The organism is Micromonospora sp. WMMA2032, assembly GCF_002688545.1.
Lineage (GTDB): Bacteria > Actinomycetota > Actinomycetes > Mycobacteriales > Micromonosporaceae > Micromonospora > Micromonospora sediminicola.
Window position 1 is genome coordinate 2,465,028 of the sequence record NZ_CP024052.1, and the last position, 26,685, is coordinate 2,491,712.

Annotated in this window: 24 protein-coding genes and 1 pseudogene; 14 read left to right on the top strand and 11 right to left on the bottom strand. The window is 74.6% G+C overall.

The features are described 5' to 3' along the window. Positions 1-99 precede the first annotated feature (99 nt). Positions 100-644, bottom strand: a pseudogene (locus tag CO540_RS30890) (N-acetyltransferase family protein); the annotation flags it as partial. Positions 645-1,213: 569 nt separating this feature from the next. Then, positions 1,214-1,918 carry an amino acid-binding protein gene (locus CO540_RS10820; RefSeq protein ID WP_098745747.1) on the bottom strand — a complete coding sequence of 235 codons (705 nt, stop codon included), beginning with the start codon at positions 1,916-1,918 and terminating at the stop codon, positions 1,214-1,216. A gap of 150 nt (positions 1,919-2,068) precedes the next feature. Here CO540_RS10820 and CO540_RS10825 point away from each other — a divergent pair, with 150 nt between their 5' ends. After that, on the top strand, positions 2,069-3,142 hold the full coding sequence (locus tag CO540_RS10825; RefSeq protein ID WP_099161932.1) for a phosphotransferase family protein: 1,074 nt from the start codon (positions 2,069-2,071) through the stop codon (positions 3,140-3,142). Next, positions 3,143-4,354 (top strand): acyl-CoA dehydrogenase family protein, encoded by a 1,212-nt coding sequence (locus CO540_RS10830; protein WP_099161933.1) that lies wholly within the window; start codon positions 3,143-3,145, stop codon positions 4,352-4,354. It abuts the gene before it with no gap. 30 nt (positions 4,355-4,384) lie between these two features. On the opposite strand, the gene CO540_RS10835 is transcribed toward CO540_RS10830, so the two are convergent. The 6 genes from CO540_RS10835 to CO540_RS10860 form a co-directional block, all read right to left on the bottom strand. After that, positions 4,385-5,431 (bottom strand): LacI family DNA-binding transcriptional regulator, encoded by a 1,047-nt coding sequence (locus tag CO540_RS10835; protein ID WP_098745752.1) that lies wholly within the window; start codon positions 5,429-5,431, stop codon positions 4,385-4,387. An 83-nt stretch (positions 5,432-5,514) separates the two neighbouring features. Continuing rightward, the gene (locus CO540_RS10840; RefSeq protein ID WP_099161934.1) at positions 5,515-6,948 is read right to left on the bottom strand and encodes a GH1 family beta-glucosidase; all 1,434 of its coding nucleotides are present in this window, start codon (positions 6,946-6,948) and stop codon (positions 5,515-5,517) included. Continuing rightward, on the bottom strand, positions 6,945-7,841 hold the full coding sequence (locus tag CO540_RS10845; protein WP_099161935.1) for a carbohydrate ABC transporter permease: 897 nt from the start codon (positions 7,839-7,841) through the stop codon (positions 6,945-6,947). Before CO540_RS10845 ends, CO540_RS10840 begins: the two co-directional genes overlap by 4 nt. 9 nt (positions 7,842-7,850) lie before the next feature. Further along, the gene (locus CO540_RS10850; protein ID WP_099161936.1) at positions 7,851-8,831 is read right to left on the bottom strand and encodes a carbohydrate ABC transporter permease; all 981 of its coding nucleotides are present in this window, start codon (positions 8,829-8,831) and stop codon (positions 7,851-7,853) included. Positions 8,832-8,952: 121 nt separating this feature from the next. Then, entirely contained in the window at positions 8,953-10,266 is a 1,314-nt protein-coding gene (locus CO540_RS10855) for an ABC transporter substrate-binding protein (protein WP_099161937.1), read from the bottom strand. A gap of 208 nt (positions 10,267-10,474) precedes the next feature. After that, a complete protein-coding gene (locus tag CO540_RS10860) occupies positions 10,475-11,020 on the bottom strand; it encodes a plasmid pRiA4b ORF-3 family protein (protein ID WP_172967825.1) in 546 nt (181 codons plus the stop codon). 150 nt (positions 11,021-11,170) lie between these two features. Between CO540_RS10860 and CO540_RS10865 the strand changes: the two genes are divergently transcribed. Together CO540_RS10865 and CO540_RS10870 are read left to right on the top strand one after the other, a co-directional pair. Then, entirely contained in the window at positions 11,171-11,956 is a 786-nt protein-coding gene (locus tag CO540_RS10865) for a pyrimidine reductase family protein (protein ID WP_099161939.1), read from the top strand. A gap of 263 nt (positions 11,957-12,219) precedes the next feature. Further along, positions 12,220-12,621 (top strand): hypothetical protein, encoded by a 402-nt coding sequence (locus CO540_RS10870; protein WP_099161940.1) that lies wholly within the window; start codon positions 12,220-12,222, stop codon positions 12,619-12,621. Here CO540_RS10870 and CO540_RS10875 read toward each other — a convergent pair whose 3' ends face one another. Beyond that, positions 12,622-14,253: a hypothetical protein gene (locus CO540_RS10875; RefSeq protein ID WP_099161941.1), complete on the bottom strand. Its 1,632-nt coding sequence runs from the start codon at positions 14,251-14,253 to the stop codon at positions 12,622-12,624. Between the two features lie 219 nt (positions 14,254-14,472). Here CO540_RS10875 and CO540_RS10880 point away from each other — a divergent pair, with 219 nt between their 5' ends. From CO540_RS10880 to CO540_RS10920, 9 genes are all read left to right on the top strand, one after another. Continuing rightward, positions 14,473-16,221, top strand: a complete 1,749-nt coding sequence (locus CO540_RS10880) for an ATP-binding protein (RefSeq protein ID WP_091579317.1) — start codon at positions 14,473-14,475, stop codon at positions 16,219-16,221. A gap of 12 nt (positions 16,222-16,233) precedes the next feature. Next, on the top strand, positions 16,234-17,382 hold the full coding sequence (locus tag CO540_RS10885; RefSeq protein ID WP_098745758.1) for an exonuclease SbcCD subunit D: 1,149 nt from the start codon (positions 16,234-16,236) through the stop codon (positions 17,380-17,382). Then, positions 17,382-19,856: an AAA family ATPase gene (locus CO540_RS10890; protein ID WP_099161942.1), complete on the top strand. Its 2,475-nt coding sequence runs from the start codon at positions 17,382-17,384 to the stop codon at positions 19,854-19,856. Before CO540_RS10885 ends, CO540_RS10890 begins: the two co-directional genes overlap by 1 nt. Then, positions 19,853-20,815 (top strand): hypothetical protein, encoded by a 963-nt coding sequence (locus tag CO540_RS10895; protein ID WP_099161943.1) that lies wholly within the window; start codon positions 19,853-19,855, stop codon positions 20,813-20,815. Before CO540_RS10890 ends, CO540_RS10895 begins: the two co-directional genes overlap by 4 nt. Continuing rightward, positions 20,815-21,672, top strand: a complete 858-nt coding sequence (locus CO540_RS10900) for a spermidine synthase (RefSeq protein ID WP_099161944.1) — start codon at positions 20,815-20,817, stop codon at positions 21,670-21,672. The genes CO540_RS10895 and CO540_RS10900 overlap by 1 nt, the downstream gene beginning before the upstream one ends. Positions 21,673-21,754: 82 nt before the next feature. After that, positions 21,755-22,456: a sigma-70 family RNA polymerase sigma factor gene (locus CO540_RS10905; RefSeq protein WP_091579334.1), complete on the top strand. Its 702-nt coding sequence runs from the start codon at positions 21,755-21,757 to the stop codon at positions 22,454-22,456. Continuing rightward, positions 22,453-23,235: an anti-sigma factor gene (locus CO540_RS10910; protein ID WP_099161945.1), complete on the top strand. Its 783-nt coding sequence runs from the start codon at positions 22,453-22,455 to the stop codon at positions 23,233-23,235. The genes CO540_RS10905 and CO540_RS10910 overlap by 4 nt, the downstream gene beginning before the upstream one ends. Before the next feature lie 203 nt (positions 23,236-23,438). Next, positions 23,439-24,092, top strand: a complete 654-nt coding sequence (locus CO540_RS10915; protein ID WP_099161946.1) for a hypothetical protein — start codon at positions 23,439-23,441, stop codon at positions 24,090-24,092. Between the two features lie 169 nt (positions 24,093-24,261). Beyond that, a complete protein-coding gene (locus CO540_RS10920) occupies positions 24,262-25,176 on the top strand; it encodes a DNA-3-methyladenine glycosylase (protein WP_099164705.1) in 915 nt (304 codons plus the stop codon). A gap of 4 nt (positions 25,177-25,180) precedes the next feature. On the opposite strand, the gene CO540_RS10925 is transcribed toward CO540_RS10920, so the two are convergent. Next, positions 25,181-25,687 carry a DUF1990 family protein gene (locus CO540_RS10925; RefSeq protein ID WP_253866610.1) on the bottom strand — a complete coding sequence of 169 codons (507 nt, stop codon included), beginning with the start codon at positions 25,685-25,687 and terminating at the stop codon, positions 25,181-25,183. Positions 25,688-25,734: 47 nt separating this feature from the next. Here CO540_RS10925 and CO540_RS10930 point away from each other — a divergent pair, with 47 nt between their 5' ends. Further along, the gene (locus tag CO540_RS10930) at positions 25,735-26,220 is read left to right on the top strand and encodes a GNAT family N-acetyltransferase (protein ID WP_099161948.1); all 486 of its coding nucleotides are present in this window, start codon (positions 25,735-25,737) and stop codon (positions 26,218-26,220) included. On the opposite strand, the gene CO540_RS10935 is transcribed toward CO540_RS10930, so the two are convergent. Continuing rightward, the gene (locus CO540_RS10935) at positions 26,195-26,617 is read right to left on the bottom strand and encodes an SRPBCC family protein (RefSeq protein ID WP_099161949.1); all 423 of its coding nucleotides are present in this window, start codon (positions 26,615-26,617) and stop codon (positions 26,195-26,197) included. The genes CO540_RS10930 and CO540_RS10935 overlap by 26 nt on opposite strands. Between the last annotated feature and the right edge of the window lie 68 nt (positions 26,618-26,685).

Here is a 26,685-nt window from a genome sequence, read left to right on the forward strand (position 1 = left end):
CCGCTGCGCCGGCACGACCGCACCGGCGCCCGCGCCGCGACCGGCCGTCGCCGGTCCGCCGGTCACCGCGCCCGCCGTACCGCCGGGCGCCGGCCACCCGGCCGTCGCCGGGACCAGCGGGAGCGTCGCGGTCAGCACCGCGCCGTCGCGCTCCACCGCCACCGGCCGGTCCAGCCGGCGCAGTGTCCGCAGCATCGGGGTGTTCTCCGCCTGCACGTGCAGCAGCACGGCGGCGTAGCCGGCCCGCTCGGCGTGCCCGACCAGGCGGCGCAGCAGCGCCGAGCCGAGGCCCCGGCGCTGCCAGTCGTCGCGCACCAGCAGCGCCGCCTCGGCCTCGTCCCCCTCGCCGAGCAGGTTGGCCATGGCCACGACCGGCTCCGCCGCCCCGCCGGAGCCCGCCGTGGCGAGCACTGTCACCCCCGGGCCGGCTCCAGCAGTCGGCGCAGCCGCGCCGGCGACGGGTCCGCCGCCCCGCTCAGGTAGCGCCGCTGCCGGCTCCGCGCCGAGCAGGCCGCGTGCAGCTCGCGTACGGCCGGCACGTCCTCGACGGTGGCCGGCCGCACCGTGACCTCCGCGCCGTCCGGCAGCACCAGCGTGACCCGGTCGACGTCCCGACGGGCCAGGGTCGCCGCCAGCTCGACCAGGGCCTGCGCCCGGGCGTACTCGGCCGGGGTGAAGCTCGGCTCCCGGCGGCGCAGCTCATAGCCGCCGCCCGCCGGGTCGGTGAGCAGCATGGTGGTGCCGCCCACGCCGCCGGGCGCGGCGGCCGGGGTCGGGCGCCAGGTCACCGCGTCGGCGCCGAGCAGCGTCCGCAGCGTCGCGCCGGCCGCCTCCGGGTCGCGCACCAGCCGGCCGGCCAGGCCGAGCACCCGGGTCGGCTCGTCGGCCAACCCGCGCGCCTCGCTGCGCGCCACCCAGCAGTCCCGGCCCCGACCGCGCTCCACGGCGGCCCGCAGCTCGGCCTCGGTGACCTGCTCGGGCGCGTCGACCAGGAAGTCGTCGACCGCGCCGACCTCGGTGGTGTGCACCTGCACGGTGAGGATGTTGACCCCGCGCAACGCGAGGCTCGCCGTGAGCACCGACAGGTAACCCGGCCGGTCGTCCACGGTGGCTCGGATCCGCCAGAGCGCCATGGTTGTCTCCCTTCCTCACCCCCGACCCTGCCGGCCGCCTGTTGCGCCCCCGTTGCCCCCGGGTGACGCGGCGCGACCGGTCAGGTGATGGTGGTCACCGGCGGCGCGCCGACCAGGTCCAGCCGGTCGCCGAGGATCACCGCGCTGGCGCGGACCAGCTGGGCCAGCCGGTCCACCTCGGTGGAGTGGAACCCGGCGGCCGCGAGCGGTTCGCTGTGGTCGCGGGCGACCACCAGCACCAGGCCGGCCCGACCGAACGGCGCGACCGCGTAGTGGTGCCCGTCCGGCGCGGTCAGGGCGCGGGCCCGCAGCGGGGTCACCTCGGGCAGCCGGGGCGGGCTCGGGGCCCGCCAGCTCGCGTGCCCGACCGTGGCCGTGCCGCACTCGCCGCTGCGCGAGGCCCAGTCCAGCGGGACCACGGCGGCCACCGCCCAGTCCGCCGCGAGCAGCCCGGGCACGGCGTCCACGAGCGTGGCCACCCCGTCGGTCGGGTTGGCCGCCACCTGGGCGAGCAGCTCGGCGTCCTGGCCGGTGGTGGTGGGCGCGCCGATCGCCCGCCACACCCCGTCCACCCGGACACCGGGGATCGCGGCCAGCCCGGCGAGCAGCCGCTCCACCCGCGCCGCGCCCGGCCAGACCACGGTGAAGTCGTCGACCGCCCGCCCGCCGAGCCGTTCCAGGACCACCACCTGCACGATGTCGGCGCCGGAGACGCCGAGCGTCCGGGCCACCTGGCCGAGCGTGCCCGGTCGGTCCGGCAGGGTCACCCGAACTCTCAGCAGCATGTCTGATCCCCTCCGCTCGGCGGGCCGGCCCGACGGCCGGCAGGCTGGGGCCCAGCCTGCCGGCTGACCATTTCGCCCCCGTTGCAGCGGCATGTCCCGGCGGGAAAATCCGACCTTGACAAGAAAGCTGAGCTGCCATCAACTATTCGGATGACCGATCCGGCCGTCGACGCTGCCCGGCCCCCGACCGGTCCGGCCCCACGCGGGCTCGACCTCGACCGGCTCGCCGCCCACCTCGCCACGCACCGGCCGGATCTGGCTGGGCCGCTGTCGGCGCGGCTGATCGCCGGCGGCAAGTCCAACCTGACCTACCTGCTGCGCGCCGGTGACCGTGAGGTCGTGCTGCGCCGGCCGCCGCTCGGGCACGTGCTGGCCACCGCGCACGACATGGCCCGCGAGCACCGGGTGATCTCGGCGCTCGCCCCGACCGGGGTGCCGGTCCCCGAGGCGCTGCTGCTCTGTCCGGACGACAGCGTGATCGGCGCGCCGTTCTACCTGATGGCGAAGGTCGACGGTGAGGTCTACCGGCGGCGCGAGCAGACCGACGCGCTCACCGCCGACCAGCGGCGTGACCTGGCCATGGCGATGATGGACACGCTCGCCACCCTGCACCGGGTGGAGCCGGCCGAGGTCGGGCTGGCCGACTTCGGCCGACCGGAGGGCTACCTGGCCCGGCAGGTGCGCCGCTGGGCCGGCCAGCTCGACCGCTCCCGCAGCCGCCCGCTGCCCGGCATCGACGAACTGCGCGACGCGCTGGCCGGCAGCGTGCCGGAGGGCGCGAACGCGGGTCGGATCGTGCACGGCGACTACCGGCTGGACAACCTGCTCGCCACCGTCGACCCGGTGGCGGTGCGGGCCGTGCTCGACTGGGAGATGGCCACGCTCGGCGACCCGCTCGCCGACCTCGGCCTGCTGCTGACCTACTGGGACGTGCTCGGCGACAGCGAGCAGGCCGAGGGCAACCCGGTGGCCGACGGCATCGGCCCCCGGGCCGGCTTCCCCACCGGCGCCGAGTTGATCGAACGCTACGCCGGCCGCAGCGACGTGGACGTCGGCCCGCTGCACTGGCACGTGGCGCTCGGCTGTTTCAAGCTGGCGGTGATCTGCGAGGGCATCCACTACCGGCACACCCTCGGGCAGACGCTCGGCGAGGGGTTCGACCGGATCGGCGAGATGGTGGCGCCGCTGGTCGCGCACGGTCTGCACGCGGTGAGGGAGAAGTAGATGGAGTTCGCGTACGACGACCGGACGGTCGAGCTGCGGCAGCGGCTGGAGGCGTTCCTCACCGAGTGCGTCCACCCGGCCGAGCCGGTGCACCACGAGCAGGTGCTCGCGGCCGGCGACCCGTGGGCCCGCCCGCCGGTGATGGACGAGCTGAAGGCCGAGGCGCGGGCCCGGGGGCTGTGGAACCTGTTCCTGCCCGACGCCCGTTACGGCGCCGGCCTGACCAACCTCCAGTACGCGCCGCTGGCCGAACTGACCGGCCGCAGCCCGCACCTGGCCCCGGAGGCGCTCAACTGCGCCGCGCCGGACACCGGCAACATGGAGCTGCTCGCCGAGTTCGGCTCGGACGCGCAGCGGGAGCGCTGGCTCGCGCCGCTGCTGGCCGGCGAGATCCGCTCCGCGTTCTGCATGACCGAGCCGGAGGTCGCCTCCTCGGACGCGACGAACATCGCCACCCGGATCACCCGCGACGGCGACCACTACGTGGTCGACGGCCGCAAGTGGTGGTCGTCCGGGGCGATGGACCCGCGCTGCGAGATCTTCATCGTGATGGGCAAGACCGACCCGGACGCCGACCGGCACCGCCAGCAGAGCATGATCCTCGTCCCCCGGGACACCCCGGGCGTGACGGTACGGCGCGGGATGACCGTCTTCGGCTACAGCGACGCCCCGCACGGCGGGCACGCCGAGATCGACTTCACCGGCGTCCGGGTGCCGGCGGAGAACCTGGTCGGGGCCGAGGGCACCGGTTTCGCCATCGCCCAGGCCCGCCTCGGTCCCGGCCGGATCCACCACTGCATGCGGCTGGTCGGCATGGCCGAGCGGGCCCTGGAGCTGCTCTGCCGGCGCGCCCTCGACCGGGTGGCGTTCGGCCGCCCGCTCGCCGAGCAGGGCGTGGTGCGGGAGTGGATCGCCGAGTCCCGGGTCCGGATCGAGCAGGCCCGCCTGCTGGTGCTCAAGACCGCCTGGCTGATGGACACGGTCGGCAACAAGGGCGCGCACACCGAGATCCAGGCCATCAAGATCGCCACCCCGGCCATGGCCGAGTGGGTGATCGACAAGGCGATCCAGGCGTACGGCGGGGCCGGCGTCAGCCAGGACACCCCGCTCGCCGCGCTCTGGGCCCAGGCCCGGACGCTGCGCCTCGCCGACGGCCCCGACGAGGTCCACCGGGCCTCCCTGGCCCGCCGCGAACTGCGCCGCTGGTCCTGACCGCCCCGGCCGCCCGCGCGGCGGTCGGGGTCAGGCGGAGGCGCGGTGGATGAGCTCGGTGTCCAGCAGCACGTGCGGCGAGGGCACCTCGTCGCCCCGGATGCGGGAGACCAGCAGGCGGGCCATCTGCCGGCCCATCTCCTCCACCGGCTGGAACACCGTGGTCAGCGGCGGCTCGGCCTGGCGCGCGATCGGGGCGTCGTCGAAGCCGATCACCGCCACGTCCTCGGGGACCCGCCGGCCGGCCTCGCGCAGCGCGCGCAACGCGCCGAACGCCATCAGGTCGGAGGCGACGAAGACGGCGTCCAGGTCCGGGCACGTCTCCAGCAGCCGGCGCATGGCGGCGGTGCCGCTGCCCTCGCTGAAGTCCCCGTACCCGATCAGCCCGGGGTCGACGGTGCCCCCGGCGGCCCGCACCGCCTCCTGGTAGCCGGAGAGCCGCGCCAGGCCGGCGCCCATGTCCTGCGGGCCGGCGATGGTGGCGACCCGGCGGCGCCCCTGGGCGAACAGGTGCTCCACCGCCTGCCGGGCCCCGCCGACGTTGTCCACGTCGACGAACCACGCCGGCTGCGCGTTCGGGTGCAGCATCCGGGCCGGCCGGCCGCCGAGCACCGCGGGCAGGCCACGCTCCTCCAGCAGCGTGGGCAGCGGGTCGGAGTCGTGCAGGGAGAGCAGCAGCACGCCGTCGACGTGCTGGTTGGTCAGGTGGTGCTCGACCCGCTCCCGCTCGATCGGCGACTGCACCATGGCCAGCCAGAGCTGCATGGGCGTCTCCACCAGCCCGGAGCTGACGCCCCGGACGATGGCCGCGAAGAACGGCTCGGTGAAGACCCGCTCCCCGGACTCGGAGACGACCAGCGCCACCGAGTCGGTCCGCTGGGTGACCAGCGCCCGGGCGGCCCGGTTGGGCACGTATCCCAGCTCGGCGATGGCCTGCTGGACGGCGGCCCGGGCCTCCGGGCTGACCTGCGGCGAGCCGTTGACCACGCGGGATACCGTGCCGCGCCCGACGCCGGCGCGGGCCGCGACCGCGTCGAGGGTCGGGCGCCCGAGCGAGCGGGTGCGCTGCGTTGTCATCGTCTGTGCTCCTCCGACGGTCGGGCTGGCCCGGCACCGATTGAGGCGTCGGTGCCGGGCCGCCCGTTACTGGCTGGCCCAGCTTATTGTGCGGCCAGGCCGTTGCGTCGGATCACGTCGGCGTACCACCTGGCGCTGGACTTCGCGATCCGGGCCTGGTTGTCGTAGTCGACGTAGACCATGCCGAACCGCTTCGTGTAGCCCCAGGCCCACTCGAAGTTGTCCATCAGTGACCAGGCGAAGTAGCCCTTGAGCGGCACCCCGGCCTCGATCGCGGCGTGCGCCGCGCGCAGGTGCGAGGCGAAGTAGGCCAGCCGGTCCGGGTCGTCCACCTCGCCGTCGGCCACCGTGTCGACGAACGCCGACCCGTTCTCGGTGACGTAGAGCGGCAGGTCGGTGTACTCCCGGTGCACCCGCTCCAGCGTCTCCACCAGGCCCGGGGCGTCGATCTCCCAGTCCATGTCGGTGACCGGCACGCCACGGGTGACGAACCGCACGTCCTCGCTGCCCGGCCAGCAGGACGGCGCCCGCCAGTAGGGCTCCGGCTCCGCGCCCTCGACCGGCGCGGCGACCACGTGCCGGCTGTAGTAGTTGACGCCGACCATGTCCAGCGGGGTCGAGATGGTCGCCAGGTCGCCGTCGCGGACGTGCCCGAGGTCGGTGATCCCGCGCAGGTCGGCGACCAGGTCCGCCGGGTACGCGCCGCGCAGCACCGGGTCCAGGAAGAACCGGTTCGCCAGCGCGTCGATCCGGCGGGCCGCGTCGGCGTCCGCCGCCGACCCGGAGGCCGGGGTGACCGGGTAGAGGTTCACCGTGATGCCGAGCTGCGCCTGCGGGCGGGACGCCCGCACCGCCTGCACGGCCAGGCCGTGCCCGAGCATCAGGTGGTGCCCGGCCCGGACCGCGTCCCCGCCGTCGCTGCGGCCCGGCGCGTGCACGCCGGAGCCGTAGCCGAGGAACGCCGAACACCACGGCTCGTTCAGCGTGGTGAAGTACGTCACCCGGTCGCCGAGCGCGTCGGCGACCAGCTGCGCGTACTCGGCGAACCGGCCGGCGGTGTCGCGGGCCGGCCAGCCGCCGGCGTCCTCCAGCGGCTGGGGCAGGTCCCAGTGGTAGAGCGTCACCCACGGCTCGATGCCGTGGCCGAGCAGCTCGTCGACCAGGCGGTGGTAGAAGTCCATCCCCTCCTGGTTGACCCCGCCGGCGCCGCCCGGCTGCACCCGGGGCCAGGACACGGAGAAGCGGTAGGACCGCAGCCCCAGGTCGGCCATCAGCCGCACGTCGTCCGGCATCCGGTGGTAGTGGTCGCAGGCCACGTCGCCGGTGTGCCCGGCCACCGTCCGACCCTCGGTGTGGCTGAAGGTGTCCCAGATCGACGGCGTACGGCCACCCTCCGCCGCGGCGCCCTCGATCTGGTACGCGGCGGTGGCCGCGCCCCAGAGGAAACCGGGCGGGAAGGTCAGGGCCGGGCCCCCGTCGAGGACGCCGACGGCGGGCGGGCTGGCTGGGTTGCTCACGACTTGACGGCGCCTTCCATGATGCCGCCGATGATCTGGCGGCCGAACAGAACGAACACGACGAACAGGGGCAGGGTCGCGATCAACGTACCGGCGAAGATCTGCGAGTTGTCGGCGAAGTAGGCGGTGTTGAGGCTGCGCAGCGAGATCTGGACGGTGGGGTTGGACGGGTCGGCCAACACCACGAACGGCCAGAAGAACTGGTTCCACTGTTCCATGAAGGTGAGCAGGCCGAGCACCGCGGCGGCGGGCCGCAGCGCGGGCGCCACCACGTGCCAGTAGACCCGCCAGGTGGAGCAGCCGTCCACCCGGGCGGCCTCGATCAGCTCGTTCGGGACCGCCTGTTCGGCGTACTGGCGCATCATGAAGATCCCGAAGCCGCCGATGAGGAACGGCACGGTCACCGACGGCATGGTGTTCAGCCACTCGAGCTTGGCCATCAGGATGTAGAGCGGGAGCACGCCGAGCTGGATCGGCACCATCATCGAGGCGAGGATGATCAGCAGCAGCGCGTTCTTGCCCCGGAAGCGGAGCTTGGCGAACGCGAAGCCGGCCAGCGAGCCGAAGAAGACCGTGGCGACGGTGATCGTCCCGGAGACCAGGAACGAGTTCAGCAGCCCCTTGACGATGTTGGCGTCGCCGTTGGCGAGCACCCGCTCGATGTTCTCGCCGAGCTTTCCGCCGGGCAGGAACGGCGGCGGCCAGGAGTTGGCCGCGTCGTTCGTCCGGGAGGCGATCACGATCATCCAGTAGAACGGGAACAGCGACAGGATCACGCCGAGGACCAGGCCGAACCAGGTGAGCGGGCTGGCCTTCCAGAGCCGCTCGGCCTGGTGGGTGGCCTTCGCCGGCGCGGTCGGCCGGGTGGGTGGGCGAAGCGTGGTGGTCGTCATCTCGTCACCTCACTTGTCGGAGCTGATGCGGCGGGCCAGCAGGTAGTTGACCGTCGACATCAGCGCGATGAGCACGAAGAGCACGAGCGCGACCGCCCCGGCGTACCCCCACCGGAAGCGCTGGTTCATCACGTCGAGCAGGTACATCGTGATGGTCTGGAACTGCCCCTCCGAGCCGCCGGAGAGGCCGCCCGAGCCGCTGGTGAACAGCAACGGCTCGGTGAAGAGCTGGAGCCCGCCGATGGTCGAGATGATCAGCGTGAAGATGATCGTCGGACGCAGCTGCGGGACGGTGATCGACCAGAACTGGCGCCGCCGGGAGGCCCCGTCCAGCGCCGCGGCCTCGTACATGTCCTTGCTGATCGACTGCATGGCGGCCAGGTAGATCAGCGCGTTGTAGCCGACCCAGCGCCAGTCGACCATGGTGGAGATGGCGAACCAGGAGGCGAAGCGGTTCGCCCGCCAGTCGATCGGGTCCAGGCCGATGCTGTCGAGCAGCCAGTTGACCAGGCCGAAGTCCTTGGCGTAGATCATCGAGAAGATCAGCGCGACCACCGCGGTCGAGGTGATGATCGGCATCGCGATGGCCATCCGGAAGAACGTCTGCGCGCGCAGCTTCCGGTTCAGCGCGTTGGCCAGCATCAGCGCCAGCAGCAGCTGAGGCACGGTGGAGAGCACGAACATGCCGAACGTGTTCACCACCGCGTTCCAGAACTGCGGGTCGTCGGTGATCAGTTCGACGAAGTTGTCCAGCCCGACGAACGAGATCGTCGAGTTCAGCGGGGACCGGTCGGTCAACGCGATCCAGACCGTGTACGCGATGGGATACGCGCTGAACACCGCGAAGATCAGGAAGAACGGCAGGACGTACAGGTAGGGCGAGTACTTCAGGTCCAGCTTGGTCGCGGAGGCGGCGCGACGGTGCGCGGGACGGGCGGCGCGCGGCGGACCGGGCTCGGGCGGCGCCGTGGCGTGCAGGTCGAGGCTCATGGGGAGTCCTTCTCCTCGGCCGGCGTCACCCGCCACACGGGCGACGCCGGGCTCTGCGGGCACCGCGGGTGGCGCCGGCAGCGCGGGGCTGCCGGCGCCACCCGCGGGCGGCTCAGCCGGGTCACTTACCGGCGGCCGCACCGTTCTTCAGGGCCGCCTGCCACTGCTCGTCGGCCGACTTGCCCTGCTCGACGGCGCGCAGCGTGTTCTCCACGGCGGTGCGGACCGCGTTGTTCTTCGGGCCGAGGTAGACCGGCTTCAGGTCGGTGGCGCCGGCGGCGAAGATCTTGCCGACCGGGGCCTTGCTGAAGTAGTCGTTGGTCGAGTCGGCCACGGCCGGGTCGGTCAGCGCCTGCGGGTTCGACGGCAGGTTGCCGACCGCCTTGAACGCGCCGATCTGGCCCTGCGCGCTGGTCAGGAACTTGGCCAGCTCGGCGGCCTCCTTCTGGTGCTTGCTCGACTTCGGCACGCCGAGGAACGAACCGCCCCAGTTGCCGCCGTTGCCCGGGGCCTTGGCGACGTCCCACTTGCCGGCCGCCGCGTCACCGGCCTGACCCTTGATGACACCGGTCATCCACGCCGGGCAGGCGATGGTGGCGAAGGTGCCGTTCTTGAACCCGGCGTTCCACTCGTTGGAGAAGGACTGCAGGTTGTTCGACAGCCCGGCGGCGATCATCTTGGTGGTCAGCTGGTAGGCCGCCTGCACGTCCGGGTTCTGGTCGATGACCATCTTGTTGCTCTTGTCGTAGTACGTGTAGCCGGTGCCCTGGCCCGCGATCTGCATCAGCACCACGTTGTAGAAGTTGGTCGCCGAGTCGACGAACTTGTGCTTCTTGTCGGCGGCGGCGAACTTCTGGCCGGTGGCGATGAACTGGTCCCAGGTGGGCCAGAGGGCGCCGACCTGCTCGCGGTCGGTGGGCAGGCCGGCGGCCTTGAACAGGTCGCTGCGGTAGCACAGCGCCATCGAGCCGACGTCGGTGCCGAGGCCCAGCACCTTGCCGTCGGGGGTGGTGCCCTGCTCCCACTTCCACGGCAGGAAGTTGCCCTTGAGGTCGTTCGCGCCGTGGTCGGCGAGGTTCACGAACTTGTCGGCCTGCGCGTAGAACTGGACGATGGTGCCCTCCTCCAGGGCCACCACGTCGCCGGCGCCCGACCCGGCGGTGATCTGCTGGGTCAGGCGGGTGTTGTAGTCACCCAGGCCGAGGCCCTTGCCGCGCTCCTGGATCTTGACGTTCGGGTGGTCGGCTTCGTACTGCTTGTACAGCTCTTCGTAGCCGAAGCCCTGATCGCCGAAGACGTCGACGACCAGGGTCACCGGACCGCTGCTGTCGCCGCTGTCCGACGAGTCGTCGCCGCAGGCGGTGGCGGTGGCGAGCACCGCGACGGACGCGAGCGCGATGGCCGCGAGCTGCCGACGGCGGATTGGGACGCTCATCCGAGACCCCTCTTTCGGTGGTGAGGCGATATCTGTGTGGTGGGGGGTGCGTGTCGCGCGAACCGGAGGAGGCAGGGATGAGACCGACGCCACTCGCGGGAGCGCTCCCATGAGATTGCCGGCAGGTGTCAGGGGTGTCAATAGACCGGTGGGAGCGTTCCCATTTCGTTACCGCGTCATCCCCCGGGCCGGAATCCCGGGGGCGCGGTCAGCAGCAGCGGCGCAACAGGACGGTCGCGCGGTCCGGGTCGAACCCGGCCGGATCGAACGCCGGACCGGCCCACTCCCGCATGGCCGGGTGCTCGGGATGTGCCGGATCGGCGAGCGCGGCCAGCAGGACGGCATAGCCGCCCGGGCCGCCCACGTCCTCCGGCGGGCAGGCCCGCTCCCCGTCCAGACAGACCGGGTAACGCTCGTCCGGGTCGGCGGCGCAGACGTCCTCCACCACCAGGTCGTGCTCCCACCAGTCGCCGAAGTCGTAGGTGTAGCGGAACCGGTCGCCCTTGCCCACCACCGCGTCCAGCCGGACGTCCAACTCGTCGCGCAGCGCCAGCTCGCCGTCCGGATCGGGCTCGCCGTACTGCCGCCCGTCGACGTCGAACGAGTGCAGGTGGCAGTCGCGCCAACCCATCGCGTGCTGGAGCACCCGGTGCAGCCGGTCCAGGGTGTAGCCGCCGGGCACGAGCACCCGCCGCCACACCGGCGGCCGGACCCCGGCCAGCGACACCATCAGCTGGAAGATCTGACGCGACACGCGGTCCCATCCTTCCTCGGCATAGGCTGCCGGCATGATCTGCCGAGCCTGCCGGGAGCGGCGGCACGACGACTGTCCTGGCCGGAAGTGGTGCGACTGCCAGCACCGTACCCCCGAACCCACCCCGCCGGTCACCGGTCCGGCCGGCGAATGAGCGTCGGAAGCCCGATCGAACGGATCTGGCCCGCACCCGTCACCGGCGCGCTGACCGACCCGCAGCTCACCGCGCTCTACGGCCGCGCCGACCACCCGCACCTGCGGGTCAACTTCGTCGCCAGCGCGGACGGGGCGGTCACCCTGGACGGCTACTCGGCCGGGCTCTCCGGCGAGCCGGACAAGCGCGTGTTCGGGCTGCTGCGGATGCTCTGCGACGGCCTCCTGGTGGCCGCCGGCACGCTGCGCCACGAGGGCTACCGCGCGGTCCGGCTGAGCGCCGAGCGACGGGCCTGGCGTCGCGAGCGGGGGCTGGCCGAGTTCCCCACCCTGGTGGTGGTCTCCGGCTCGCTCGACCTCGACCCGGCCCAGGCCTGCTTCGCCGACGCCCCGGTCCGGCCGCTGGTGCTCACCCGCTCCGGCGCGGAGGCACCGGCCGGACTGACCGAGGTGGCCGACCTGCTGCGGTGCGGCGACGAGCGCGTCGACCTGGCCGCCGGCCTGGCCGAGCTGCGCCGTCGCGGCCTGGGGCAGGTGCTCTGCGAGGGCGGACCGCACCTGTTCGGCGCGCTCACCGCGGCCGACCTGGTCGACGAGCTGTGCCTGACCGTGGCGCCGCTGCTCGCCGGCGCCGGACCCGGCCGGATCACCGCCGGGGACGGCAGCGTCCCGCGCCACCTGCCGCTGCGCCACGTGCTGGCCGCCGGCGACGGCACGCTGATGCTGCGCTACGCCCGCGACCCGGGCGACCCGCCGCCCGCCGGGGCCGCACCCGCCGCCTGAACCCGGCCCGCCGCCGGGCCGGGGCCTGCTCGGGGACGAGGCGCTGACCGCGCCCACGGACGGGAGCGGCCCGCCACGTCCGCACCGGGCGCCCGCGCCGGCCCGGGTACGACGAGGTGGCGGGCGCAGCCGGACGGCCCCGGTGATCCGCACCGGCCGCGGGCACACTCCCGGGGAACCGGCCGGCACCGCCCGGACCCGGGGGCGCCGGCGGGTGCCCGGACCTGCCACCCGGCCGGCCGTCCCGGCCCTAGCCTGGGGCGATGGGGGTCACGGAGCGACTCGACGCCGGTCCGCCGGGCCGACCGCTGCTCGCCGCCGGGCTGCTCACCGCCGCCGGCCTGGTCGACGCCGTGTCGGCCTGGGTGCACACCGGCCACGCCCGATTCGCGGTGACCACCGCCGACGGGGTCTACCAGGTCGACCTCGGTGGCTGGGCCGAGGCACACCTCGCGGTCGGCGCGGCGGTGCTCCTCGCCGGGCTGGCCGTGTTCACCGGGCAGCGCTGGACGGTGCCGCTGACCATCTGCTGCGTCCTGCCCGCGGTCGCGGTCGACCTGCTGCTCCTGCCGTACGCGCCGGTCCGGACGGTCGTCGTGGTCGCGCTCGACGGGGCCGCGCTCCGGCTGCTGCTGCGCCACCACCGGATGCCGCGGACCGGGTGATCAACGCGGTTGGCAGACCCGGCCGGTCCGCGCCGGGTCCCCCTCCCGGGTGGCCGACCACACCGGGTTGTCGGTGAGCAGCAGCGACGGCGCCTGCCAGGCCGCGCCGAGCCGCTGGAGCAGGTCGTACTCCCGGCGTGGGTGGTCGACCGGTTCGCCCGCCAGGAACCGGATCACCTGGTCCTGCACGGCCCGCTGACCGACCAGCCCGCCGTGGAACGCGGGTTGCTGGTAGACCGGCACGTGGGTGTACTCGCCGGGCGGCGCCTCCGCGGCGCTCACCGTGGGCAGGAAGGCGATCATCCGGACGCCCGGCACCGGGCAGAGCGTGCGGTTGCGGTAGAACGCGGCGTCGACGAGCATCGACCGGACGAACTCCTCGTCCGGGTAGTCCTTCACCGGTCGGGGCAGGTTGGCCAGCCAGAACAGCGCCCGCAACTGCCAACCGGTGGCCACGCCCCAGCCCTCGTACCCCGGGGGTGGGTAGTAGGTCCGACCGGCCTGCACCAGCGGGCTGAACATCACCACGGCGGTCACCGGCCCGCGCGGCAGCTTGTCCAGGAAGGCGCGGGCCACCATGGCGCCCTCGCTCTGCCCGACCAGCGCGATCGGCCGACGCGTCCGGCGGTGCAGCGCCTCGACGTGCGCCGCGAGCAGCGCGGCACTCGCGTCCAACGACTGGTGGGTCGCCTCCGGCCGGTACGGCAGGGGCCGGCCGGAGCGATCCAGCCCCCGGTAGGAGAAGCGCTCCACCCGAGGGTCGGCCGCCGGTTCCCCGTCCCACCGCGAGTCGTGCCCGCCGAGCACGATCACCGCCTCGCGCACCCGGTCGGGCAGTCGCTGGGACAGGACCGGCGGACGCCACGGGCCCCGCCCGCCGGCGGCGACGCCGATGAACGACTCGGCCCAGACCGCGCCGACCACGGCCAGGGCGATCGCGATCGGCGCGGCCGGGAACCGGGGCAGGTGGACCCGGGCGGGCAGCGCCGCGGCGGCCACGGTCCGCAGCCAGAGCAGCCCGTTCGCCACCCCGGCCAGCCCCGCGAGCGGCACCGCCCACCAACCGGGGACGCTGGAGATCAGCGCGCCGGCCAGGGTGAGCACCGCGAAGTTCAGGGTCGACCAGCCGAACAGCTCGATCGTCGGCAGCCCGCGCCACCAGCGGTCCACCACCCCGGCCCGGGCCAGGAAGGGCGCGGTGAGCAGCATCGGGCCGAGCGAGGCGAACAGGTACCAGGACAGCGCCACCGCGGAGAACGCGACCGAGAGCGCGGCCCAGGGCGACACCACCGCGGCGGCCACCACGGCGACCTCCAGGTTGCGCCGCAGCAGCCAGCGCCGCGACGGTCGCGGCGCCGTGTCCGGCCAGGCCAGCCACGTCAGCAGCGCGGAGAGCAGGCCACGGAGCAGCACCAGGGCGACCAGCCCGGCCCAGAAGGTCAGCCACGAGTCGTGGTAGACCAACAGCCACCGCAGGTCGTGGTACGAGTCGTACGGCCAAACGGCGGTGACCTGCGGCGCCATCCCCCGGGCGGCGTGGAACCGGACCGCGACCAGGACCGCCTCCTCGACCGCCGGCAGGGACACGGCGAGCGCGAGCAGCCCGACCACCCGCCGTCGCGTCGACCACACGTCCGCTCCCCCGCTCTGCCGCTCCTCTGCAGGATCTCCCGCCGATCGGCGGGGTGGGGCGGGAATGGCACGCACCGTGGTCGGCCGGATCCGCGTGGCTACCGCCGGGCGCACAGCCGGCGTGGCGTCCGCCGCGTCGCGTGGCAACCTGTCGCATCCCTCAGGCAGGATGCACGACGTGCACCGCCAACGGTACGACCAGCCGACCGGAGACAGCCGATGACCGACGACCAGCTCGACGGGCCCGGCGAGGGGGTCGGCCGGGTGCTCGGCACCGCCGACGCCACCCCGCTCACCTTCTGGACGGCCGTCGCCCCCGGCAGCTACCTGCAACTCGACGACGTGGTGGTGACCCGCCGCGAGCTGCCCGACCGCGAGCCGGTGACCATCGCCGGGGTGGTGACCCAGGTGCGCGCCCGGCACGAGGGGGCGCAGTTCGACTCCGACGTCTTCGCCATCGCCGACGGCACGCTGCCGGCCCAGGTGCAGGAGGCCGCCGAGGTCACCACCACCCGGGTCGACCCGGAGTTCTACGTCCCGCCGACCCCCGGCGCGGTGGTGCACCGGGCCGAGGGTGACGCCCGGGCCCGGGCGCTGCACTTCGACCGGATGGAGCGGCGGATCCCGATGGGGATGGGCCGTGACGGGGTGCCGGTCTACCTCAACGCCGACTTCCTCGACGGCACCCGGGGCGCGCACGTGTCGATCTCGGGCATCTCCGGTGTCGCCACCAAGACCAGCTTCGCCACCTTCCTGCTCTACTCGGTGTTCCGCTCCGGTGTGCTCGGCGGCGACGCGGTCAACGCCAAGGCGCTGATCTTCAACGTCAAGGGCGAGGACCTGCTCTTCCTCGACCACCCGAACAGCCGGCTCGACGACCCGACCCGCGCGGCGTACGCGAAGCTCGGCCTCGACGCCGGCGCATTCCCGGACGTGCGGGTCTACGCGCCGCCCCGGGTCGGCGACTCCTCCGGCACCCCCGACGTGAGCAGCCGGCTCACCGGCGTGGACAGCTTCTACTGGACGCTGACCGAGTTCTGCGCCGACCGCCTGCTGCCCTACGTGTTCGCCGACGCCGACGACGAGCGCCAGCAGTACACGATGGTGGTCCACTCGGTCGCCGCCCACCTGGCCCGGTACGCCCAGCCGGCCGACGGCGGGGTGAGCATCGACGGGGTGCGGCTCGGCTCCTACGCGGATCTGGTCGACCACGTGGTCGAGCAGCTCAACGACGACGAGACCCGGGGCGACTGGGCCGGCAGCGCGGTCGGGCTGGGCACCGTCAACGCGTTCGCCCGCCGGTTGATCGGCAGCAAGAAGGACCTGGGCAGGCTGATCCGGGGCGACCTGGCCACCCGCCGCCCGCACTCGATCAACACCGCGGAGAGCGCCCAGGTCACCGTGGTCGACCTGCACAACCTGCCGGACCGCGCGCAGCGCTTCGTGGTCGGCGTGACGCTCAAGAGCGAGTTCGAGCGCAAGGAGAAGGCCGGCACCGCCAAGCCGTTGCTCTTCGTCGTGCTCGACGAGCTGAACAAGTACGCCCCGCGCGAGGGCTCGTCGCCGATCAAGGAGGTGCTGCTCGACATCGCCGAGCGGGGCCGCTCGCTGGGCGTGATCCTGGTCGGCGCGCAGCAGACCGCCAGTGAGGTCGAACGGCGGATCGTCACCAACTCGGCGATCCGGGTGGTCGGCCGGCTCGACCCGGCCGAGGCGTCCCGCCCGGAGTACGGCTTCCTCCCGCCCGCCCAGCGGCAGCGGGCGCTGCTGGCCAAGCCGGGCACGATGTTCGTCAACCAGCCCGACATCCCGGTGCCGCTCTGCCTGGAGTTCCCGTTCCCGGCCTGGGCCACCCGGGTCTCCGAGGCGGGCCGCGCCCCGTCGGAGACGCTACGGTCGATCACCCAGGCCGCCGACCCGTTCGCGGTGGTCGGTTCCGGCTCCTCCGACGACGACATCCCGTTCTAGGCGGCACCCACCATGAAGATCCTGCACACCTCGGACTGGCACGTCGGCAAGGTCCTGAAGGGGCAGTCCCGGGCCGAGGAGCACACACAGGTCCTCGCCCAGGTGATCGACATCGCCCGGGACGAGCGGCCCGACCTGGTCATCGTCGCCGGTGACCTCTACGACACCGCCGCGCCGACGCCGGAGGCGACCCGACTGGTGACCCGGGCGCTGACCGCGCTGCGGCGTACCGGGGCCGACGTGGTGGTGATCGGCGGCAACCACGACAACGGCGCGGCGTTGGACGCGCTGCGGCCGTGGGCCGACGCCGCCGGCATCACGCTGCGCGGCAGCGTCCGGGAGAACCCGGCCGAGCACGTCGTCGACGGGGTGACCCGCGACGGCGAGCGGTGGCAGGTCGCCGCGCTGCCGTTCCTGTCCCAGCGCTACGCCGTCCGCGCGGTGGAGATGTACTCGCTCACCCCCGCCGAGGCCAACCAGACCTACGCCGACCACCTCGGCCGGGTGCTCGGCAAGCTGGCCGAGGGGTTCACCGAGCCGGACCGGGTGCACCTGGTCACCGCCCACCTCACCGTGGTCGGGGCGAGCACCGGCGGTGGCGAGCGGGACGCGCACACCGTGCTCGGCTACGCGGTGCCGGCCACCGTGTTCCCCGGCAACGCGCACTACGTGGCCCTGGGCCACCTGCACCGCTCGCAGCGGGTCGTCGGGCCCTGCCCGATCCGCTACAGCGGCAGCCCGCTCGCTGTCGACTTCGGTGAGCAGGAGAACGTCGGCTCGGTGACGATCGTGGAGGTGACCGCGACGACCGCCGCCCGGATCCGGGAGGTGCCGGTGCCCGGCGCGGTGCCGCTGCGCACGGTGCGCGGCACCCTCGCCCAGCTCGCCGAGATCGAGCCGCCGGAGGGCTGGCTGCGCGTCTACGTCCGGGAGCAGCCCCGGGCCGGGCTGCGCGAGGAGGTGCAGGAGCTGCTGCCCCGGGCGCTGGAGATCCGGATCGACCCGGAGCTGGTGCCGACGCCGGGCAGCGGCACCCGCACCGCCCAGCGGGCCGGCCGCTCGCCGCGCGACCTGTTCGCCGACTACCTGGGCAGCCGCGGGCACGCCGACGAGGACGTCCGGGAACTCTTCGACGAGCTGCTCGAGGAGGTCGACCACTGATGCGCCCGATGCGACTGGACATGGCCGGCTTCACCGTCTTCCGCGACGAGACCACCGTCGACTTCACCGACGCCGACTTCTTCGCGCTGGTCGGCCCGACCGGCTCCGGCAAGTCCACGGTGCTCGACGCGATCTGTTTCGCCCTCTACGGCACGGTCCCCCGCTGGGGCGGGGCGCGGGGGCTGGCCAACGCGCTGGCGCCGTCGGCGACCGAGGCGCGGGTCCGGCTGGTCTTCGAGTCCGCCGGCGACCGCTACGTCGCCACCCGGGTGGTCCGTCGCGACGGCCGGGGCACGGTGAAGACGGCCAACGCCGGGCTCCAGCTCATGCCGCCGGGGTTCGACGTCACCAAGCTCGACACCGGGCTCAGCCCGGAGGACCTGGGCGAGGTGGTGGCCGGCACCCCGGCTGAGATGGAGCAGGCGGTGCTGGACGCGGTCGGGCTGCCGTACGAGCAGTTCACCTCCTGCGTGGTGCTGCCGCAGGGGCAGTTCGCCGACTTCCTGCACGCCAAGCCGGCCACCCGCCAGCAGATCCTGGTCAACCTGCTGGGGCTGGGCGTCTACGAGGAGGTCCAGAAGAAGGCGGTCGAACGCGCCGGGCAGGCCGAGGCGAAGCTGGAGGCTGTCGACAAGATGCTCGGCGGGCTCGCCGACGTCGACGACGACAGTCTGACCGCCGCCCGGGAGCGGGTGGACGCGATGCGGGAACTGGCCGCCGCGGTCGCTGCCGCCGTACCCGAATGGGAGCAGGCCCGGGCCACGGCGGGTGAACGGGCGGCGGCGCTGGCCGCCCTCGACGCCGAGCTGGGTGTGCTGGCCGGGGTGCGGCCGCCGGACGGCACCGCCGAGCTGGCGCGGGCGGTGGCGCAGGCCCGGGTCGCCGCCGACGAGGCGGCGGCCGCGGTCGGGCTGGCCGAGGAACGCGAGGAGAAGCTGCGCGGGGAGCTGGCCGCCGCCGGTGACGAGAGCGCGCTGCGGCTGCACCTGAAGGCGTACGCGGACCGGGACCGGCTGACCGCGGAGGCGGCGACGGTCCGCGCGGCGGTGGACGCGGCGCGGACCGAGCACGACGCGGCGGTGGCGGCGCTGGCGGCGGCGCGGGCGGACGCACAGCGGGCCGAGACGGAGCTGGAGTCGGCGTTCCGCGCGCACGAGGAGGCGAAGGCCGCCGACCAGGCGGTGGCGCTGCGGGCGCACCTGGTCGGCGGCGCGCCGTGCCCGGTGTGCGAGCAGACGGTCACCACGGTGCCGGCGGTGCCGAAGGGTTCGGCGGTGAGCCGGGCGATCGAGGTGGGCAAGGCGGCGCGGGCGGCGAGCGAGGTGGCCAAGCGGGTCGTGCAGGACCGCGACACCGCGGCGCGTGATCTGGATCGGGTGCTGCTGCGTGCCCGGACCCAGCACGACCAGCTCGGCGCTCGCCTCGCCGAGCTGGACGAGCAGCTCACGGACGCGCCGGCGCCGGAGCGGTTGCGCGAGTCGCTGGCCGAGCACGCGCGGCTGCGGACCGCGTTGGAGGAGGCGGCCGGTGCGGTGCGGGCCGGCCGGGAGGCGGCCCGGCGGGCGCGGGGTGCGCTCGACGCCGCGCAGGAGCGGCTGCGCCGGGCCTGGCGTGACTTCGACGCGGTCCGCGACGGGCTGGCCCGCTTCGGGCCGCCGGCCGCCGACCGGGACGACGTGGCAGCGGCGTGGGCGGCGCTCGCCGGTTGGGCGGGCGAGCAGGCCGACCGGCGGCGCGCCGACCGGGCCGGGCTGGCCGCCTCGGTGGAGGCGGCGCAGCGGGCCGCGGCCGAGGTCGCCGACGGGATCGCCGCGTTGTTCACCGCGGCCGGGCTGGACGCACCGCAGGACGCACCGCGCGACGTGGCGGTGGCGGTGGAACGGGCCGAGGCGGAGGTGCGCCGGCTCATCGAGCGCCGCGAGCAGGCCGCCGACCTGCGCGAGCAGCGGGCCGGCCACGAGCGCCAGGCGCGGGTGGCCCGCGCGCTGGCCGGGCACCTGCGGGCCAACAACTTCGAGCGCTGGTTGCTCACCGAGGCGCTGGACCTGCTGGTCGACGGCGCGTCGCGGATCCTGCGGGAGCTGTCCGGCGGGCAGTACGACCTGGTCCACGACAAGGGCGAGTTCTTCGTGGTCGACCATCACGACGCCGGGCTGCGGCGCGGCGTGCGGACGCTGTCCGGCGGGGAGACGTTCCAGGCGTCGCTGGCCCTGGCGCTGGCGCTGTCGGAGCAGCTGGCCGGCATGTCGACCAGCGCCGCGAGCCTGGAGTCGATCGTCCTGGACGAGGGCTTCGGCACGTTGGACGCGGCGACGCTGGACACGGTCGCGGCGACGCTGGAGAACCTGGCCGCCCGGGGCGACCGGATGGTGGGGGTGGTCACCCACGTGCCGGCCCTGGCGGAGCGGATCCCGGTCCGCTTCGAGGTCCGCAAGGACGCGCGCACGGCCCGCGTCGAGCGGACCGGCCTGTGACCCCGAAGTTCTTCGTCGACACGTGGGACCCGGCGTACGGCGCGTCGTTCGAGGCGGCGGGTGGGTCCGGTCCGGCCGCGCCGAGCAGCGCCCAGGTCGACGCGGACGTCGAGCTGCCGGCGACGGACTGGCGGGCGATCGACGCCCGCCCGGACGTGCGCGCGCCGGACGTGGTGCTGCTGGTCGACGGCGTGCGCCGGATCGACGCCAGCGTGTGGACCGCCGAGGAGGACGGCGGCTCGTTCCCCGGCATCGCCGCCTCGTACGCCGCCGGGGTGGTCCGCTGCGACCTGGACCGGGGCGCCGCCGAGCTGGCCGGCGCCCGGGTGGGCCGGGGGCTGTTCACGGCCAGCCCGTCGGCGCAGGACGTGGTGGCCGGGGCGATCCGCTACCCGGTGCACCGGGTCTCCGGCACCGGCGAGCTGAGCAAGCTGCCGGCCGCGGTGCAGGCCCCGCTCACCGCGCTGGAGGTGGCCGTCTCGGACGCGGTCCGCACCGACGGCGACCTGCTGGTGGTGGACGGCCCGCTGCGCAGCCGGCGCAACCTGCCGCGCACGCTCGGCTACATCAAGACCCAGCACAGCCAGTACCTGGACGCCCGGCTCACCGCGGTGGTGACCGGGCTGGCGCCGGGCCAGCGCTGCCCGGTGTTCCGGCTGGGCACGGCGTGGGGCGGCTGGTCCTGGTACCTGCGGCTGCCGGTGGCCGCCGGGGCGCCGTGGGCGGGCATCGTGCGGATGGAGTGCTCGGCCGACCTGACCGTCCCGGAGGCGGTAGCGCTGGCCGACCTGTCGCTGGTCACGCTGCCCCGGTTCGCGTCCACCCCGTACAAGGACCCGCGCGCCCCGCAGAACCTGGTGCCGATCGCCGGGCTGGAGCGCCGGCTGCGCGGGATGCTCGGCGACGCCCGGCTGCTGCACCGGGTGCTCACCGCGGCGGCGCGCGGGATCCGGCGCTGATGGGCCGGCGACGCGACGACGACCGGGTGGTGGCCGACGTCGACACCGGCCGGGCCGAGCTGGTGCCGGACCGGGACCGCCCGGGCTCCTGGACGCTGCTGCTGGACGGCGCGCCGCAGTCCCACGTGGACCTGGACGACCCGACCCACCTGGAGTTCGAGTACGTCCGGCGACTGGCCGCCGCGCTCGACGTGGTGGCGCCGGCGGGCGCGCCGCTGCGGGTGCTGCACCTGGGCGGCGGCGCGCTCACCCTGCCCCGCTACGTGCAGGCCACCCGGCCCGGCTCGACGCAACGCGTGTCCGAGGTGGACGGCGCGTTGGTGGACCTGGTCCGCCGTGCCCTGCCCTGGCCGTCCGACCCCCGCCTGAAGGTGCGGGTGGCGGACGCCCGCGCGACGCTGACGTCCAGCCGGGACGGGGCGTACGACGTGATCGTGGCGGACGTGTTCGCCGGCGCCCGCACCCCCGCGCACCTGACCTCCGTCGAGTTCGCCGCGCAGGTGGCCCGGGTGCTCGCGCCCGACGGCTGCTACCTGGCGAACATCGCCGACGGGCCGCCGCTGCGGCATGCCCGTGGGCAGGTCGCCACCGTGCGTACCGTGTTGCCCCGGGCCTGCCTGGTGGCCGACGCGGCGGTGCTGCGCGGCCGGCGGTACGGCAACCTGGTGCTGGTGGCGTCCCGGGTGGAGCCGCCGGTGCCGGAGCTGACCCGACGCGCGGCCGGCGACTGGTTCCCCGGCCGGGTGGTGGCCGGCGCGGACCTGGACCGGTTCTCCGGCGGCGTCGCGGTGGTGCGCGACGCGGACGCCGTCGACTCCACTCCGCCCCCGCCGGGAATTTTTTCGGTCGATCGTTGATCCGATCGGCGGGTCGCTGCGTATCACCGGGCGGCCATGCCCGTGGGGGGCCGGCTGATGTCATTGGACACCGGAGGTCTGCATGCATGCGGTGGCGGCCGGCTGGCACGGCGAGGTGGCGAGGCCCGAGTGGATGTTCGCCCGGGCGCAGCCACACTCGCGCGCGTCGCGCTCGGGACGGGGGGTCGACGCCCGTCCGGCGGATCGCCAGAATGACCCGGTGCCGCCGCGACCCGCCCCCGGACGCCACCAGGCGACCTCCGCCGAGGCCAGCCACTCGGACCAGCTGATCCGGCTGCTCTACGCGGAGCACGCCGGGCCGCTGCTGATGTTCGTGATGCGGCTGACCGGCGGGGACCGGCAGCGCGCCGAGGACATCGTGCAGGAGACGCTGCTGCGGGCCTGGCGCAACGCGCACCGCCTCGGCGTGCAGGGTGGTCAGGGCTCGCTGCGGCCGTGGCTGGTGACGGTGGCCCGGCGGATCGCGATCGACGAGCACCGCAGCGAGCAGGCCCGGCCGGCGGAGACGTACGACCGGGACCTGACCGCGTTCGCGGAGGCGGACAGCACCGACCGGGTGTTGCGCACGATGACCGTGGCGGACGCGCTGCGTACGCTGAGCCAGTCCCACCGGGAGATCCTGGTGGCGACGTACTTCCGGGGTCGTACCGTGCCCGAGGCGGCCGAGGAGCTGGGCCTTCCGCTCGGCACCGCGAAGTCGCGGGTCTACTACGCGCTGCGCGCGCTGCGCACGGCTCTGCAGGAGAGGGGGGTGACGGAATGAGCCGGGCCGACCACATGGACGTCGCCGCGTACGCGCTCGGCGTGCTGGACCCGCAGGACACGGAGCGGTTCGAGGAGCACCTGGCCACCTGCTGGGCGTGCGCGGCGGAGCTGGAGACGATGGTCCCGGTGGTGGGGATGCTCTCCGGCATCGACGGCGAGGCGATGGCCGCGCTGGAACAGACCCACACCGACCCGGCGCTGCTGGACCGCACGCTGGTGGCCGTGCGGCGGGACCGCCGGCGTACCCGGGTCCGGCAGTTGCTGGCCACGGCGGCGGCCGTGGTGGTGTTCGGCGGCCTGAGCGGTGTCGCGGCCGGGATGCTCGGCGACGACTCGCCGTCCGTGCCGCAGGCCGGGCCGACGCCGCCCGTGCCGACCGCCGCGCCGAGCAGCGGCCCGGCCGACCCGAACGCCCCGGGCGTCGGCGGCGACAAGGAGATCGAGGGCGACGAGCACCGCGCCACCGACCCGGGCACCGGTGTGCAGACCACGATGTGGCTGGCGAAGAAGGAGTACGGCACGCAGATCGCGGTGCAGCTCGGCCGCCTGCCCGGGCCGCGCACCTGCCGGCTGGTGGTGGTGCGCAAGAACGCCACGAGCGAGGTGGTGAGCACCTGGTCGGTGCCGGGCAACGGCTACGGCACCAACCAGAACCCGCTCACGCTGCAGTTGAGCGCGTCCACCTCGGCCCCGCTCGGCGACATCGAGAAGGTCCAGGTGCAGTCGGTCGACGTCAACGGGGTGGCGAGCCCGCTGGTGACCGTCTCCGACCTCTGAGGTGACCGCGCCGACGGCGCCGGGCGGCCTGGCCGCCCGGCGCCGTCGCGTCGTTTCCGCCACCTCCCCCTCGCGGTGCCGCACGCGCGGCGGTGCGGAACGGTTCAACCGGTCCACTGTGAAATGGACCACCCTTTCGACTTCAACCTTGACAGCGCCGCCGCCCGTACTACTCGGCGAACTGCCAGAATCGAGGAGGGCACGTGGCACACCACAAGCGGACGACCGTCATCGTCGCGAGCGCGATGGTCGCACTGACGGCCTGCGCCCCCGCGGGCTACAACGGCGCGAACTCGGGCGCGGCGGAGCCGGTGGCCGTCGCCGCGGCCGAACCGACCGCGGCGGCCGAACCGGAGGCGTCGGCGGCACCCGAGGCGCCCGCCGCCGACCAGGCGCCCCCGTCCGACGTGAAGCTCACCGACGAGCTGGTCGGCAAGAAGCTACCCCGGATGGGCCAGGTCGTCACCGACCAGGACGGCTGGGTGCTGTACCGGTTCGACAAGGACTCGGATGACCCGGCGCAGTCCAACTGCGTGGACAAGTGCGCCGAGGTGTGGCCGCCGGCGTTGACCGACGGCAACCCGCAGCTGCAGGGCGTCTCGGACGACAAGGTCGGCACGGTCACCCGGCAGGACGGCACCCGGCAGATCACCATCGGGGGCTGGCCGGTCTACCGCTACATCGGGGACAAGAAGCCGGGCCAGTGGAAGGGCCAGGGCGTCGGCGGCACCTGGTTCGTGGTCGACCCCAACGGCAAGAAGAACCTGACCTGCCTGCCGACCGGCACGCCGAAGGCGGTCGCCCCGCCGGCGTCGGGCGGCGGCGACTCGGGTGGCGGGTCGACCTACTCGTACTGACGCACCTGGTCACGGTGACCGGTCGCCGCCGGGGAGGGCGCGGCCGGTCACCGTCGTGGACCCGGAAGGCGGGGCGTACCGGCATCGCCCCGCCTTCCGGCACGAGCACCGCCGCGCCCCGCGCGGCGGTGTCGGCCGTCACGGCGGGGCGGCGTGGCAGAGTGGCGGGGTGACCTCGCCCACCGCCCGCCGGACGCTGCGCCCTCCGGCCGGCTACCGACTGGCCGCCTCGGTGCGGGCGCTGACCTTCAGCCCGTACGACCCGTGCGCGCGGATCGCCGCCGGGAGCTTCTGGTGGGCCACCCGCACCCCGGACGGGCCGGCCACCCTGGCGCTGCGTCCGGAGGCCGGCGACCTGGTCGCCGAGGGGTACGGGCCGGGCGCCACGTGGGTGGTCGAGCGGGCCGACCGGGTGGCCGGGCTGCGCGACGACCTGACCGGGTTCGCCGCGCTGGCCGCCGCGCACCCGCTCGTCGCCCGGCTGGCCCACGAGCACCACGGGCTGCGGATGCCCGCCACCGGCCAGGTCTTCCCCCGGCTGCTGCGGGCGGTGTTCGAGCAGAAGGTCACCGGCAAGGAGGCCTACCGGGCGTACGCGGCGACCGTGCGGCACTTCCGCGAGGCGGCGCCCGGCCCGCTGCAACCACTGCTGCTGCCGCCCGAGCCGGCCGCGGTGGCGGCCACGCCGTACTGGGTCTTCCACCCGTTCGGGGTGGAGCAGCGGCGGGCCGACACGCTGCGCCGCGCCGCCGCCGTCGCGGACCGGCTGGAACGCTGCGCCGACGCGGCCGAGGCGACCCGCCGGCTCACCGCCGTCCCCGGCATCGGCCCGTGGACCGCCGCCGAGGTGGTGCGGATCGCGTACGGGGACCCGGACGCGGTCAGCGTCGGCGACTACCACGTGCCGAACACGGTGGCCTGGGCGCTGGCCGGGGAACCGCGCGGCGACGACGCCCGGATGCTGGCGCTGCTGGAGCCGTTCCGGGGGCACCGGGGTCGGGTGTGCGTGCTGCTGGAGGCGGCCGGGATCCAGGCGCCGAAGTACGGCCCCCGCGCCCCGATCCGCTCCTTCGCCCGCTACTGACCGCTCACCGGCGGGCGCACAGTCGGCGCAGCGTGCGCCCCAGCCACCAGGCGTACCCCAGCTGGAAGCCCCGGGTGACCGGGCCGGCGGCGCGCACGTACCACCGGGCCGGCCGGCTGAACGCGGTCACCTCGAACCAGGTGCCGTCGGGGCCCCGGGTGACCAGGAACGCCTCCTCGCCGATCTCCGGGTGCCCGGGCAGGGTGCCGTAGCCGAACCCGGCCCGGTCCGGCTCGTCCACCGCCCAGACCACCTCGGTCGGCCCCCAGACCCGCGCCGGGCCGACGCCCAGCCCCGGGGTGACCCGGACGCCGGGGGCGGCGCGCGGGGCGTCGGTGCGCATCACCACGCCGGCGGCGCGGTGCAGCCGCCAGCCGAGCACCGCGTCCGCCGCGAGCGGGAAGCCGCCGTCGGGCAGCCGGACCCGGTGGCGCAGGTGGTGGTAGCCGGCCGGCAGGTCGCCGCCGCGGGTCGCACCCACCTCGGCGTACGTCAGTTCGGGCCTCTCCACACCCGCCAGGGTACGACCGCCCGGGCCGGTTGTGGTGAGCTGAGCCGGTGACCGACGTGACCATCGCCCCCGCCGTCGTCGCCGACGCCGGCGAGATCCTCACCGTGCAACGCGCCGCCTACCTGGTCGAGGCGCAGCGCTACCGGGACGTGTTCCTGCCCCCGCTCACCGAGACGCTGGACGAGGTCCGGGCGGCGCTGACCGGCCCGGACGTGGTGCTCGCCGCCCGCCGCGGCCCCCGCCTGGTCGGCTCGGTGCGGGCCCGCATCGACGGGGACACCGCCCACGTCGGCCGCCTCTCGGTCGCCCCGGACCAGCAGGGACACGGCGTCGGCGGCCGGCTGCTCGCCGCGGTCGAGCAGGCCTGCGCCGGCCGGGTGGCCCGGTTCGCGCTGTTCACCGGCGCGCAGAGCGCGGAGAACCTGGGGCTGTACGCCCGGCGCGGCTACCGGGTGGTGACCCACCGCCCGGACGAGAACGGCAACCGCCTGGCGGTGCTGGAGAAGCTCAGCCCCGCTCGCAGCGACGCCTGAGCCCGTCCGCCTCCTGCCGCAGGTAGCGGCGCATCGTCGAGCCGCCGAGCAGCCCGACCAGCGCGGCCAACGGGCCGCTCTGGGTCAGCGTCAGCTCGGCCCGGGTCCGCCCGTCGTCGAGGCGCACCAGGCGGTGTTCGCCCCGACTGCGCACGCCCGGGCTCGTGGACTCCCAGACGAACGCGTACGGCGGGTCGATCTCGGTGACCCGCCAGACCGCCGGCCGCAGCCAGGGCTGGGTCAACCGGGCGGTCGCACCGAGCGCGAGCGGGCCGGGCTCCAGGCGACGGGCGGCGGTGACCGAGGGCGTCCACTCCGGCCAGCGCTCGACGTCGCTCTGCACCGCCCAGACCTGGTCGACGTCGGCGGCGATCTCGACGGACTCGACGAACCGCATGGCGTCCCTCCCCCATGGACAGTCCACCCCACCCTACGCCGCCCACTCGCACGCCGGATCCCGCACGG

Coding starts and splice junctions, on each gene's coding strand:
- CO540_RS10865 (WP_099161939.1), top strand. CDS start 11,171: ATGAGCGTCGGAAGCCCGATCGAACGGATCTGGCCCGCACCCGTCACC.
- CO540_RS10825 (WP_099161932.1), top strand. CDS start 2,069: ATGACCGATCCGGCCGTCGACGCTGCCCGGCCCCCGACCGGTCCGGCC.
- CO540_RS10870 (WP_099161940.1), top strand. CDS start 12,220: ATGGGGGTCACGGAGCGACTCGACGCCGGTCCGCCGGGCCGACCGCTG.
- CO540_RS10900 (WP_099161944.1), top strand. CDS start 20,815: ATGGGCCGGCGACGCGACGACGACCGGGTGGTGGCCGACGTCGACACC.
- CO540_RS10855 (WP_099161937.1), bottom strand. CDS start 10,266: ATGAGCGTCCCAATCCGCCGTCGGCAGCTCGCGGCCATCGCGCTCGCG.
- CO540_RS10935 (WP_099161949.1), bottom strand. CDS start 26,617: ATGCGGTTCGTCGAGTCCGTCGAGATCGCCGCCGACGTCGACCAGGTC.
- CO540_RS10845 (WP_099161935.1), bottom strand. CDS start 7,841: ATGACGACCACCACGCTTCGCCCACCCACCCGGCCGACCGCGCCGGCG.
- CO540_RS10885 (WP_098745758.1), top strand. CDS start 16,234: ATGAAGATCCTGCACACCTCGGACTGGCACGTCGGCAAGGTCCTGAAG.
- CO540_RS10880 (WP_091579317.1), top strand. CDS start 14,473: ATGACCGACGACCAGCTCGACGGGCCCGGCGAGGGGGTCGGCCGGGTG.
- CO540_RS10820 (WP_098745747.1), bottom strand. CDS start 1,918: ATGCTGCTGAGAGTTCGGGTGACCCTGCCGGACCGACCGGGCACGCTC.
- CO540_RS10905 (WP_091579334.1), top strand. CDS start 21,755: ATGCATGCGGTGGCGGCCGGCTGGCACGGCGAGGTGGCGAGGCCCGAG.
- CO540_RS10835 (WP_098745752.1), bottom strand. CDS start 5,431: ATGACAACGCAGCGCACCCGCTCGCTCGGGCGCCCGACCCTCGACGCG.
- CO540_RS10890 (WP_099161942.1), top strand. CDS start 17,382: ATGCGCCCGATGCGACTGGACATGGCCGGCTTCACCGTCTTCCGCGAC.
- CO540_RS10830 (WP_099161933.1), top strand. CDS start 3,143: ATGGAGTTCGCGTACGACGACCGGACGGTCGAGCTGCGGCAGCGGCTG.
- CO540_RS10910 (WP_099161945.1), top strand. CDS start 22,453: ATGAGCCGGGCCGACCACATGGACGTCGCCGCGTACGCGCTCGGCGTG.
- CO540_RS10850 (WP_099161936.1), bottom strand. CDS start 8,831: ATGAGCCTCGACCTGCACGCCACGGCGCCGCCCGAGCCCGGTCCGCCG.